This is a genomic window from Psychrosphaera haliotis (genome assembly GCF_039523615.1).
Lineage (GTDB): Bacteria > Pseudomonadota > Gammaproteobacteria > Enterobacterales > Alteromonadaceae > Psychrosphaera > Psychrosphaera haliotis.
This window is the reverse complement of record NZ_BAAAFQ010000010.1, coordinates 73,497-85,978: the sequence shown is the minus strand read 5'-3', so window position 1 is coordinate 85,978 and position 12,482 is coordinate 73,497. Positions and strand designations below refer to the sequence as shown.

The 12,482-nt window shown below is 40.5% G+C and carries 10 protein-coding genes; 6 read left to right on the top strand and 4 right to left on the bottom strand.

The window, feature by feature from the left end:
• Positions 1 to 7: 7 nt before the first annotated feature.
• Positions 8 to 2,221, top strand: coding sequence for a TonB-dependent siderophore receptor (locus tag ABD009_RS12585; RefSeq protein WP_343825929.1), 2,214 nt, complete (start codon positions 8 to 10; stop codon positions 2,219 to 2,221).
• 68 nt (positions 2,222 to 2,289) lie between these two features.
• A complete protein-coding gene (locus ABD009_RS12580; protein ID WP_343825927.1) occupies positions 2,290 to 3,363 on the top strand; it encodes a PepSY-associated TM helix domain-containing protein in 1,074 nt (357 codons plus the stop codon).
• Positions 3,364 to 3,449: 86 nt separating this feature from the next.
• On the opposite strand, the gene ABD009_RS12575 is transcribed toward ABD009_RS12580, so the two are convergent.
• From ABD009_RS12575 to rimK, 4 genes are all read right to left on the bottom strand, one after another.
• Positions 3,450 to 4,004, bottom strand: coding sequence for a hypothetical protein (locus tag ABD009_RS12575; RefSeq protein WP_343825925.1), 555 nt, complete (start codon positions 4,002 to 4,004; stop codon positions 3,450 to 3,452).
• A 97-nt stretch (positions 4,005 to 4,101) separates the two neighbouring features.
• Complete coding sequence (locus tag ABD009_RS12570) at positions 4,102 to 4,533, bottom strand: ATP-dependent zinc protease family protein (RefSeq protein ID WP_155697055.1); 432 nt, start codon at positions 4,531 to 4,533, stop codon at positions 4,102 to 4,104.
• 11 nt (positions 4,534 to 4,544) lie between these two features.
• Positions 4,545 to 5,576, bottom strand: coding sequence for a succinylglutamate desuccinylase/aspartoacylase family protein (locus tag ABD009_RS12565; protein ID WP_343825921.1), 1,032 nt, complete (start codon positions 5,574 to 5,576; stop codon positions 4,545 to 4,547).
• Entirely contained in the window at positions 5,576 to 6,481 is a 906-nt protein-coding gene (gene rimK / locus ABD009_RS12560) for a 30S ribosomal protein S6--L-glutamate ligase (protein WP_155697057.1), read from the bottom strand. Before rimK ends, ABD009_RS12565 begins: the two co-directional genes overlap by 1 nt.
• A gap of 243 nt (positions 6,482 to 6,724) precedes the next feature.
• Between rimK and ABD009_RS12555 the strand changes: the two genes are divergently transcribed.
• The 4 genes from ABD009_RS12555 (at position 6,725) to ABD009_RS12540 (ending at position 12,481) form a co-directional block, all read left to right on the top strand.
• On the top strand, positions 6,725 to 7,672 hold the full coding sequence (locus ABD009_RS12555; protein ID WP_343825918.1) for an efflux RND transporter periplasmic adaptor subunit: 948 nt from the start codon (positions 6,725 to 6,727) through the stop codon (positions 7,670 to 7,672).
• 7 nt (positions 7,673 to 7,679) lie between these two features.
• Entirely contained in the window at positions 7,680 to 10,706 is a 3,027-nt protein-coding gene (locus ABD009_RS12550) for an efflux RND transporter permease subunit (protein WP_343825916.1), read from the top strand.
• An 84-nt stretch (positions 10,707 to 10,790) separates the two neighbouring features.
• Positions 10,791 to 11,906, top strand: a complete 1,116-nt coding sequence (locus tag ABD009_RS12545) for an XrtA/PEP-CTERM system-associated ATPase (protein ID WP_343825914.1) — start codon at positions 10,791 to 10,793, stop codon at positions 11,904 to 11,906.
• A 152-nt stretch (positions 11,907 to 12,058) separates the two neighbouring features.
• Positions 12,059 to 12,481, top strand: a complete 423-nt coding sequence (locus ABD009_RS12540; RefSeq protein WP_343825912.1) for a hypothetical protein — start codon at positions 12,059 to 12,061, stop codon at positions 12,479 to 12,481.
• Position 12,482: the final 1 nt, after the last annotated feature.

Genomic DNA, 12,482 nt, shown 5'->3' with positions numbered 1-12,482 from the left:
AAATCCAATGCGTACGTTTAAAATCAGTGCGGTATTTGCTGCGACGATTTTAGCAATGTCTGGCACTGCACAGGCATTCAACAACAGTTCAAGTAACCCTATCAAGTCTAATCAAGCTGGCTCACAGGTGGGCGCTGATTCACAAGAAAACAAAGCCGTTGAAAAAAATTCAGCTTCGGGACAAATAGAAACCATACAGATCACTGGTAGTTACATTGAAGGTTACGGCGAAGAAGATGTAAACGGTGCATCAAGACTGAACTTGAAAATGGTAGAAATACCACAATCAGTATCGGTAATTAGTTCAGCGCAAATAAAAGATTTCCAACTTAATGACATTAATGCTGCCCTAGATACAGCCACTGGCGTGCGCGTGGAGCGAATCGAAACCGACCGAACTTATTACACGGCACGTGGCTTTGATATTACAAACTTCCAAATCGATGGTATTGGTTTACCGCTGATTTCAGGTAATAACCACGCCGATGAAGATACTGCTATTTATGACCGTGTTGAAGTTATTCGCGGTGCGAATGGATTAATGACAGGTGTTGGTAATCCATCAGCAACCGTTAACTTTATTAGAAAACGTCCAACAAAAACTACAGAATTTGATTTAGATCTAACGGCAGGCTCTTGGGGTAAATCTAGAATAGAAGCGGATTATTCCACGGCAGTAACAAAAGATGTTGGCGTTAGGTTTGTCGCTGTAAAGCAAAAAAATGACTCGTATTTAGATCGCTACAGCCAAGATAAAACCGTAGTTTATGGTTTTGTTGATATCAAAGTATCTGACGATACTCAGTTATCTTTAAGTCACGTAATTAATGACAATGACGCAACAGGCAATACCTGGGGTGCAAACCCGCTATTTTACACTGACGGTACTGCAACTAATTATGATGTAGGTACAAATACGTCAGCAGATTGGTCAATGTGGGACGTTAAAAAAAGCAATACTGTGGCAGAGCTGACTCATTTCATTAATGAGGACTGGGATGTGCGTGCCACTTACTCAAGAAAGAAGACTGATGAAGACTCACAGCTTTTTTATGTATACGGATCTCCTGACAGCACCACTGAGCTTGGCCTGCTAGGTTACGCAAGTGAATATGATCATGACGATGAACATGACTTGTTAGATGTATATACAACTGGTCACTTTGATGCATTTGGCCTACAACACCAAGTTGTATTTGGTTTGAGCTATGCAAACATGGACTATTCAGACCTGTCTTTATACGACTACTCAACGCCATACGGTTTCCCTGTGATGCCAGCGCTACCGACTTGGGACGGCAACACGCCTAAACCAACATTTTTAGATGGTAAAACAGGCGCTGATATTAAAACGACTCAAAAAGCGGCGTACTTTACGGCTCGACTCAACTTAGCGGAAGGTTTCCACACCATTATTGGTGGGCGATTCAATGACTGGAACGTAGAAGGTTCAAGTTACGGTGTGGTTCAAGATCGTGGTGACAACGTATTTATTCCATATGTGGGTGCTGTCTATCAAGTAACCCCGGAAGTGTCGGCTTATGTAAGTTATACAGAAACCTTCTTGTCTCAAACTGAAATGGACATTAACAACAATATTCTAGATCCAATTACGGGTGAAAGTGCTGAAATCGGCGCTAAAGCTGAGTTGTTTGATGGTCGTCTTATTGCCTCTGCAGCATATTTTGACGTAGAGCAAGTCAACGTTGCAAAACTAGACCCTTTAACAGCTGACTTAGGTCCTGAATTGCAGCGTCACATTGGCACTGATGGGATCAGCAGTACAGGCTATGAAATTGAACTGGCCGGTCAAATTGGCGACTCCACTCAAGTAAGCTTTGGTTTTACCGACTTTGAAATCGAAGGTGATGAAGAAGTACAAGACTACACACCAGAGACGCTTGTTAAATTGGCAATTACTCATGATTTAGAGGCCATTGATGGTTTAACTATTGGCGCAAACGTCAATTATCAAAGTGCCACAAGTCGTGTTCAAGGCGTAACTACGACAGGCGATGCTATTGGCTCGGTAATTGTGACAGAGCAAGATTCCTATGCGTTAGTGAACCTAATGGCCAACTATGAAATTAATGACACAGTCAGTGTTTCATTAAACGCCAACAATGTAACCGATGAAAAGTACATAAACAGCTTGTACTGGGCACAAGGTTATTACGGTGCGCCAGCTAACTACTCAGCGACAGTTAGTCTGTCTTTCTAAATAAAAGAAAATAAAGTAGGGCGCGACATGGTTTTCTGTGTCGTGCCTTTTTTCATGAGGGTTTTAAAATGAGAAAGACACTATTTAAATGGCATTCATGGTTTGCACTTGTGGCCATGGTTCCACTGTTTGTGATTTCAATTACCGGTAGTTTGTTGGTTTTTAAAGTAGAGATTGATCACCTTTTAATGCCAGAAAAATCTACAGTACAAGTAGAGCCGTCTGCACAGCGATTACCAATAGATGAGCTAATTCAATCAGCGCAAAACGTACATCCAGACTTTGCCATTGGAAGTTGGGAGTTATTTGATAACCAGCACCGAGCTGATGCTATTTATGTTATTAAACATGGTACTGATCAATGGCATAAAATGTATATAAACCAATATACAGGTGAGGTTTTAGCTGCACCGGTTGATGTTTCACATTATTTCACCGACTGGTTATTAGACTTACATTATCGATTTTTATTAGGCACAACGGGTGCAATCGTGGGTGCGGTTATTAGCATTTTGTTTTTGTTTCTAGGCATTTCAGGAGTTGTTTTATACCGTAACTTTTGGAAGAACTTTTTCACCTTACGCTGGGGCAAAGCAAAACGAATTCTGTATAGCGATATACATAAATTTACTGGCATTATTAGTTCGCCAATCATTCTAATATTAGCGTTTACAGGTGGCTACTGGAACATTGCAGAAAGTATTCACGAAGTGACGGAACATGCCTTTGAAGAACACTATTTGATTGAAGCTCCACTGCACAATACTGACCTTTCACTGCAAGGTATGCTTGATGATCAAACTCAGCATCTTAGTGACTTTAAGGCGACATACATGGTTTTACCATACGAACCTGGCTTAAATATCACCTTCTATGGCCAAGTGGATAGCGCAAATCCTTTGCATAGTGAATATGCAAGTACACTGACTTACGATCCGCAAAACGGCAAGTTGCTTCATGTGGGCGATGTACGTTCAAATCCAGCATTACACGTCATTGTAGATAGTTTTAGGAAACTACACTTTGGTTATTTTGGCGGACTCACGTCTAAAATTATCTGGTGCGTGATTGGTTTAAGCCCATTAATCTTAGGCTTTACTGGTTTGTATTTATATTTGGTAAGAAGTCGACGAATTGGCTAGCAAACAAATAGCAAAAAGTAGCAAAAAAAAGGGCAGTTATTAACTGCCCTGATGTTCAATTTAAGTGCAACGGAGACAGTGTTGACTTACTTCTGAACAGAAGCTTGTTGAACCTGCTTTAAATGCTCAAGCACTTCAGCAATTTCGTCTAAAATCATTTCTCTTGATTCAGTAGACTCAGGTAATTTTTTAGCAATAACCGCAACTGTAGCTGGGTGAACTAGCAGGTCTTTTGCGTGATAACATTTCACGTCGTTCATCGCTGGTAGTTTGCCATCGGCGTGATAATCAGACTCAATTTGCTCTAACGTAAGTGAAAACATGGTTTCCACTGAATCCATAGCAACAGTTAGATACTCTTTGCATTCAGTATTTTGCTCAATAAATTGAGGCAGTAGCTCAGTAGAAAGGCGCGTTAAGTTAGAAGCTTGAGTGGCTAACTCTGAAAAAGAAGCAGAGTTGTGGTTTTGTTTTATTTGCGTGGCTAAGTTTTCATACTTTAGCCACTGATCAGGATTGCTTATGCTGGAGTCTGCTTCAGCGATTAGTGTATCAGTTTTAGACTCTCCACTATTACAAGCAGATAAAAGCACACTACTAGCTAATACAGCTGCTAGAGCTGAAAGGTTGAATAGTTTCATTTGAGGTTCCTATTAAGTAAGCAATAAACCTAGCTTAATAGGAATGATTCTCATTTGCAACAAGCTATTTAAGATAGTTTTTGATTTATTTGTCAGGTTATTTATCAGAACAAAGAAATACTTGCGATGGGTCAACCAAAAACCGATCGCTTAACCCTTCTCGCCCTAATAACATTAGATAACTCATATCAGAGCGATCCGTTAATGTGATTTCAATTTCAAACGTTAACCCACCAATGACCATGGGAGTTTTAATTACATAACGTTGCTCCGATGTGCCGTTTGAAGACTTAATTCGACGTAAGTCGTGAATTTCAGCCTTACAAGTAACTATCTTACTTACGTTATGAATATCTGGATGAATATCAAACTGAACCGCACGTTTGCCATCAATTTTGCATTTCGTAATGTTATCAACGTGTAAAGACGAGGTTTTTGCGCCCGTATCTACACGCACTTCTAGTTCAGAAATAGCCAACTCAGGGAGCTGGCATACTTCTAAATTTCCGATAATTAATTTATCTGTCATGGTGTTCTCTATTACTGATCTAAGCCACCAGATAATTCTGGCAACAGCTGTTCTTGTACGTTTTCAATATGTTCAACAATGTCATCGTCTTCTTCACTGAAAAAGGCAATATGGAACATAGCTTCACCTTCTTGAACTAAAGGGATATTTTGTTGACCAATAATAATGCCATTTTTCTCGGCAATGACTTTATTAATAACGTTACCGTAAGGGCTGCCAATTTCAGCTAGCACATCGCCTTTTTCAACCTTGTCACCCAACTTCACTTTTGTATTAAAAATGCCGCTAGCGTTTGCTCTGTACCACTTACTGCTATTTGCTACTGCACATGACGGGTTCTTTTGTTTGTTTTTACGCAACATACCAAAATGGCGCAAAATATTTTTAACGCCCTTCACACCCGCACGAATTGAAAACTCGTCAAAACGAAGCGCTTCACCAGCTTCATACAACAATACTTTGGTTTTAGTGTGACTCGCCGCTTCACGCAACGACCCTTCTAAAATGTCCGCATTGAGTACCACAGGAACACCAAACAGTTGTGCTAAGTGGTTTGTTTCTTCATCTTTTAAATTGGCTCTAATTTGAGGCAAGTTTGAGCGATGAATAGCGCCCGTATGCAAATCGATTCCGTAATCACACTTGCTCACAATTTCAGTTAGAAACTTATTCGCAACTCGTGATGCTAATGAACCTTTTGCCGAGCCAGGAAAGCTTCGGTTTAAGTCACGTCGGTCAGGCATGTAACGACTTTGGTTTACCACGCCATAAACATTCACAATTGGCACTGCGATTAACGTACCGCAAAGTACCTTAAATTTAGGATTTGAAATAACACGTCTAATGATTTCAATGCCGTTTAGCTCGTCGCCATGAATGGCCGCACTAATAAAAATAGTAGGGCCAGGTTTTTTCGAGCGAAAAACATGAATCGGCAATGACACATCAGAGTCTGTGTATAACTTTGCAACTGGCAATTCAAACTTAACGTTTGTGCCCGGCAAAATTTCATTACCGTCAATAACCAACGGAGCTTGTGCCATTAGCCTTTACCTTTTGTACGGTTGTTGTTTGGTTTTGCGTTTTTAGCAATGGACTCAAAGACCATAGATGCAACGTCTTTTCCGGTTGCTGTTTCAATACCTTCAAGGCCTGGAGAAGAGTTTACTTCCATAACCATAGGGCCATTAGAGGATTGCAGTAAATCAACACCACAGAAATTTAATCCCATCGCTTTAGCCGCATTTACAGCAGTTTCACGTTCTGCTTTTGTTAGCTTCACTAAGGTTGCGCTACCGCCGCGATGCAAGTTAGAGCGGAACTCACCCTCAGCACCCTGACGTTTCATGGCTGCAACTACTTTACCGCCGACCACTAAACAGCGAATGTCTGCGCCGCCTGCTTCTTTAACAAACTCTTGCACTAAGATGTTTGCTTCTAAGCCCATGAATGCTTCAATAATAGCTTCAGCCGCCTTGTTCGTATCGGCTAAAACCACGCCAATACCTTGCGTACCTTCAAGTAACTTAATAACCAGTGGTGCGCCACCAACGTTTTTAATCAAATCTTTGATCTTGTCTGGGCGACTTGCAAAGCCAGTGCGAGGTAAGCCAATACCTTTACGTGATAACAACTGTAATGAACGTAACTTGTCACGCGAGCGGCTAATAGCAACAGACTCATTAATTGAGTAAGTACCCATCATTTCAAATTGGCGAACTACCGCTGTACCGTAAAACGTTACTGACGCACCAATACGAGGAATAACCGCATCGTATTTAGGCAGTTCTTTACCATGATATCGAACCGTTGGTCGGCTCGAAGTAATGTCCATGTAACAATGTAAAGTATCAATAATATCAACTTCATGGCCTAACGCTTCACCCGCTTCTTTTAAGCGACGTGTAGAGTACAGGTTTTTATTACGGGACAAGATGGCGATTTTCATTAGTAGCCTTAATAAATTAATTTATAAAGAAAAATTAGTTGAGCAAAGGTGCTCGTTAGTTACTCAAGACTAGAACAAAAGCGTCAAATAACGGAACTTTTTTTTCATTATTTTTAAAAATAATTAACGCATTAATGGATAAAAAAAAGTCGCTCACATACTATATTAAGAGATAGCTTTAAAATTCAGTGACTCTCAAGGAATAACAGAGGCTGAATAACCTAAAATAACAAGGAGTCTGCATTGATATCTCGAGTGGTCATTTTACTTACCATGGTTGTCTGTTTTTCATCATGGGCATTTGCCTCGGAAGTCTTAGAAATAAAGGCTGAGCCTTATGTTAAAACCAATACTCGGGTAGGGCAATTAGCCTTTTTCAAAACCTATCAACAGTCCTTCAAATCAGCCGGAAATGTCACCGAACTTACTCTTGAAGAAGGTCAAACCTTCAAAAAAGGGGATGTACTTGCCAAGGTCGACACTGACGATCTTTCTTCAGAGTTAAATCAGTTGATTGCTGAAAAAGCGTTCGTAAATAAAGAAATTGAACGACTCAAAAAATTAAAGAAAGTGAACGCCGTTTCTCAAAGTGATGTCGACCGACAGCGTTCACTGTCATCACAACTTAGAGCACAAATCATTCGTACACGAGAGTTTCTTGATGCCGCGCTTATTGTTGCGCCTTTTGATGGCGTAGTAATTAGTCGTCCCATTGATGCTGGAGAGTTTGTTAGTGCTGGGCAAGCGGTGTTGTCTATTGCACCAATAAATGAGAATTTTGTGGTGGAAGTAGCGGTACAAGATCAGCTTCTCACTCACTTGGCTGTGGGCCAGAAAATAATGTTGGAGAATAGAACAACAGAAGGAAAGTTACTTGGCGAAGTTAAAACCGTACCGCAAATGCCAGACGCCAGTACAGGACTGTTTGTTGTGAAAATAATGGTCACTGACACCGAAAATACCCGCGTAGGCTCTTTATATAATGTGACGTTAACGCAATCGATGAATATGGTGTATCCGGTTCCGGCGGAGTATGTGCAACTCGATTTCAACCAAACGGCTATATTAATGCTGAACAGCGGCACAGAAAAAGCAAAACCAAAAAGATTGAAGGTTATTGATCATAGTCCTGACCTTATTTACATAAAGGCAGATTCTCAGTCCGCTATAAAAATAGAAAAAATGGATTAATGCCAATATGTTGCATTCGGTAAATCAATACTTGTCTAAAAACGTTCGGTTATTAGGATTGTTTTTAGCCATGGTCTTTTTGTTGGGCGGCAATTCGCTGTTGAATATGCCCAAAGCGGAAGATCCTCAATTCATGCTGCCTATTAGCATTGTTGAAATTATAGCGCCGGGCATGTCACCGGCATTAATCGAAACGCAAGTTATTGAGCCAATAGAGCGCTCCCTTGATTTAGTTGAAGATATTAAAACTATTGAATCCCGCGCAAGGCACGGTTCGGTAAACATACTCATTAAGTTTATTCATGGCACTAACCCGCAAGATGGTTTTGATGAGATTGTTCGTGGCGTGACTCGTATACGTGGTGAGTTGCCAGGCTCAGTGCAAAACATTGTTTACTTTAAGGCATCGCCAACAACGGTAAATGTACTGCAATTAGCGGTTTCACATCCAGATAATGACTGGCAAACCATAAAACGTGGTGCCACCAAATTAAAAAACCTACTGCAAGCATTGCCCAATGTGCAAGAAGCCGGGGTATGGGGACTGCCTCAATTAGTGGTCGCGGTAAATGTCGACCCTGCCAAGCTCATTCAATATAAGGTCAATATCCAAGAAGTGATGCAAGCAGTAGCCAACCGAGGTGAAGCGAGTCATGCAGGATACTTAGATGACAAGCAGGTTCGTTTTACCATCAATCTGTCGGGGGAATATAAGAACGTTGAGCAACTAAAACAAACTGTGATTAAGATGCACGACGCGGCGCAAATAACCTTAGCCGATGTCGCTGACGTTGAAATAGACTTTAATAAACCAGACAACATTGCCTTTGTAGCCGACAAGCCTGTGGTATTTGTGACGGCACAACAACGAATGGGCGCCAACATATACAAACTAGGCTCTCAAGTTGAAGGTGTTTTACAAGAGTTTGAAAAAGCCCATGGCGACTTACAAATTCAAACCATATTTGCTCAAGAAGACAGTGTTCATTATCGCATTAACGGCTTTTTAAGAGACCTAGCCAGCGGCCTATTACTAATACTGCTTTGCTTATTTTTTTTCATGGGTTTCAAACAATCATTCTGGGTATCTTTGGCATTACCAATCACTATTTTTGCCACCCTCACTATTATGAATTTAATGGGATTTGTTATGCAGCAAATGACCATTGCAGGCTTGATAGTCGCACTAGGTTTGCTGGTTGATAACTCCCTAGTAGTGGTTGAGCAGTTTGTTAAGGTGCAAGACAAAGTGTCCAACCGAATGGAAGCGATTAAACAGGTGATTACCGATGTGGGTTTACCATTGGTTTCCGGTACGTTAACAACGGTGTTTGCGTTTTTACCTTTGTTATTGCTTCAAAGTGATACCGGCGACTTTATGCGTGCGCTGCCAGTGTCTGTTTCGATATCGCTATTGGTATCGTTAGTGGTGGCGTTAATTGTATTGCCAGTATTAATGAGCGTCTTTGGCGTGTCAAAAGAGTCCAGTTGGACCTTGTCTTATAAATTAAATAAATTTGCCGATGGCTGGTTCTCAAGGCTTCTGAATCGCTTATTAAAAAGACCTTTACTGGTACTTTTAGTCTTTGTTATTGGTGTGGCTGGCTGCATAAGCTTAATGTCTAAAGTGGGCGTGAGTTTATTTCCAAAAGCTGAAAAAAGCATGCTGGTGGTTAATTTAGAAACACCAATGCAGTCGTCGTTAAAATATACCGAGACCGCTGCTTTGCAATTAAGCGAAGAGCTACAAAAGCTTAAACACGTAAAAAGTGTAGTTACAACGGTGGGCGCAACAAGTCCACGAATCTACTATAACCATACCTCAGACCGAGGCCGTGCGAACTTTGCTCAACTGTTAGTTATTGCTGATGATTATGAAAAAAATAAAATTCAAAACATGATCAATACAATACGAGAAAAGTATTCAGGCTCTAGTTTAGGCAAGGTAAACGTCTTTGAATTCCAGCAAGGTCCAGTCACTGACAGACCAATAACCATTCGTATTTTAGGCGATGACTTAGACCAAATAGGCCAACGGGCCGCGCAAATACAAAAATACATTGCCAGCCTTGAACATACTTTTGATGTGCGCAATATCACCGCTGAGTCGGGTTTTGCATATGATATTAAAATTGATGAAATAAAAGCTCATCAACGCGATGTTGATCTGCAGTCAGCGGAACAACAAGTTAGCCTGTTAATAGACGGCGAATTTGCCGCTGAAATTAACGACCGCTTTGGTCAAGCCTTCCCTGTACTCATTCGCAGCAAACAAGAGTCTGTAGACGCGTTAGAGTCAATGTATATTAAAAACAGGCAGGGGTTAGATATACCGCTTTCGTCTATTGCGAAAATAGAGGCTACAAGACTTAAACCGGCTTTTTATCATTATCAACGCATAAGAATGGCGCGCGTTTCAGCCGACGTTATTAAGCCTGGCAACGTTGCCAAAATTACTCAAAACATTGAAAGCTACATGAATGAGTTAAGCTGGAAAAATGGCTTAAGTTACAAAATTGGTGGTGAAGAAGAAGCCAGAAAAGAGAGCTTTGGCGGCTTATCACAAATATTAATTGTGGTGGTGGTGAGTATTTTTGTATTGCTGTTCATTCAATTTAATAGCTTTGCCCAGCCGTTGGTAATTATTAGCTTGTTACCTATTGCTTTTGCTGGCGCTGTGTTTGGTATGTTTGCTACAAACCTCAGCTTTTCCATGATGGCCTTCATTGGTTTAATTAGCTTAATAGGTATTATGGTAAACGATGCAATTATTGTTGTTGACGGTTTTAACCGAGGACGATATCGCTTTAATTCAGCCAAAGAAGCCATGGTGTCGTCGGTGGCAAGTCGATTCACTCCGGTGATTTTAACGTCGCTAACTACGATTGTAGGATTACTACCGCTTACTCTTTATGGTGGTGACTTATGGCAACCGATGGGAATAGTGATCATTACCGGTTTAGCCTTCACAACGTTGGCCTCATTAATATGGGTTCCGGCGTTTACACTAATTTTGTCTAGGCGTAAAAACTAGCCGCCTTATATGGTAAGCTTTTAGTTAATTTAAGCAGCATGCACTCTAATTTTAGAGAATTACTTTCGATGGAGAAATAAAGTAATGTACGAGGAGTTTTTTGGGTTATCAAGAAAGCCGTTTCAGTTGACCCCAGATCCAGAGATTTTTTTCGCGAGTACAGGGCATCAAAAAGCGCTGTCTTATTTGCAATATGGATTAACTCAAAGCGAAGGTTTTATTGTTATTACTGGTAACGTAGGTACTGGTAAAACAACCATCGCTAATCACCTTATTTCACAACTTGAAGAACAAAATATTGTTGCACGTCAGTTAGTGACGCCAAATTTATCACCAGATGACTTAATCGTTGCTATCACTAAGCTATTTAAGCTTCATCCTGAAGGCAATACAAAAGCCGCTCACATAGCAGAGCTGACCGACTACATGAGGCGTTTAAACGCGCTGGGTCGCAGAATGCTACTGATCATTGATGAAGCGCAAAACTTACCGGTAGAGTCTATTGAAGAGCTAAGAATGTTATCGAACATTCAAGTAGACGGTAAATCTATTATTCAAAGCTTTTTATTGGGGCAGTCGGAACTAGAAGGCATTTTAAGTGCGCCTATCATGGAGCAATTTCGCCAACGTGTCATTGCGTCGGCAAGCTTAACGCCACTTAGTGAACAAGAACTTTCTAACTACATTAACTTTCGAATGAATAAAGCAGGTTGGCAGGGCGAACCTCTGTTTTCTGAGGAAGCTGTATCTGTAGTCCATAAGTTTACCGACGGTATTCCACGCAAAATTAATACCTTTTTAGATCGCGTTTTGTTGTTCACCTATATGGAAGAAAAACACGCAATCGATGTTGAAGTGATTAATGATGTAATCAAAGAAGTATCCAGCGAATTAAACCATCAAGTAGACGATGGGCTCGACATGATGAGAAATCATCAAGTTCCTGCAACAGCATCTAACCCAAATGCTGGTGGTGTCAAAGATTTTAATCCTACGGACTCCGAACTGGCTGATTTAAATTCAGCACTAATGGACGGTGGTTTTAATAGTGAAAAAATCGAAACATTATTGGAATCGTTACTAATGATGAATCGACGTTCGCTACTGGTACAAAGCCAAATTTTGAAAGAGTTAAAAATTCAGAACGAAGGCAAAAGTGCTGGCGGCAACGAGAACAACAAAGCTAAGCCAAGTAGTTAAAGCAAAAGGCCAAAGCCAACCTCGATACTTTAGCTATGTTAAAAATATTTGACATGGTTAAAAAATGACACTATATTCCTGTGATGGCGGATGTTAAAAATATTTAACATCGAATTCAATACGAGCTTTTACTAGCTGAAAAGGAAGTTATTATGTCATTTAACGAAAAATCGGCTTGGGTTATGTTTGTCGTCCTACTCATTCCAACAGGGTTGTATTTTAGTAGTGTGTATTACTTATCTGCAGCCATTGGCTATTTAATTGAGCCATCCGTTCCAAAGTTAATTATGTACACCATTATTCTGGTGATCTTGTCTATTGTTGGGCAAACCCTGATTGCATTGTCGTCTCCTAAAGATGCAAATGCGGGCTCAGATGAGCGTGACAAAATCATTGAGACAAAAGCTGGGCATTGGTCAGGTTACGTTTTAGGGTTTGGTGCAGTCACAGGATTAATCCACTATCTAGCCTTTAATCAAGGAAGCATGTTGTTTTATATTATTTTTGGAAGCTTAATAATAAGTCAATTAATTGAGTACTTAATGCAAATTATGCTTTACCGCCGAGGTTATTAAA

Bases quoted from the DNA above. Each gene is read 5' to 3' on its own strand.
- ABD009_RS12580 (WP_343825927.1), top strand. From the start codon at position 2,290: ATGAGAAAGACACTATTTAAATGGCATTCATGGTTTGCACTTGTGGCC.
- ABD009_RS12565 (WP_343825921.1), bottom strand. From the start codon at position 5,576: ATGGCACAAGCTCCGTTGGTTATTGACGGTAATGAAATTTTGCCGGGC.
- ABD009_RS12550 (WP_343825916.1), top strand. From the start codon at position 7,680: ATGTTGCATTCGGTAAATCAATACTTGTCTAAAAACGTTCGGTTATTA.
- ABD009_RS12575 (WP_343825925.1), bottom strand. From the start codon at position 4,004: ATGAAACTATTCAACCTTTCAGCTCTAGCAGCTGTATTAGCTAGTAGT.
- ABD009_RS12585 (WP_343825929.1), top strand. From the start codon at position 8: ATGCGTACGTTTAAAATCAGTGCGGTATTTGCTGCGACGATTTTAGCA.
- ABD009_RS12545 (WP_343825914.1), top strand. From the start codon at position 10,791: ATGTACGAGGAGTTTTTTGGGTTATCAAGAAAGCCGTTTCAGTTGACC.
- ABD009_RS12540 (WP_343825912.1), top strand. From the start codon at position 12,059: ATGTCATTTAACGAAAAATCGGCTTGGGTTATGTTTGTCGTCCTACTC.
- ABD009_RS12570 (WP_155697055.1), bottom strand. From the start codon at position 4,533: ATGACAGATAAATTAATTATCGGAAATTTAGAAGTATGCCAGCTCCCT.
- rimK (WP_155697057.1), bottom strand. From the start codon at position 6,481: ATGAAAATCGCCATCTTGTCCCGTAATAAAAACCTGTACTCTACACGT.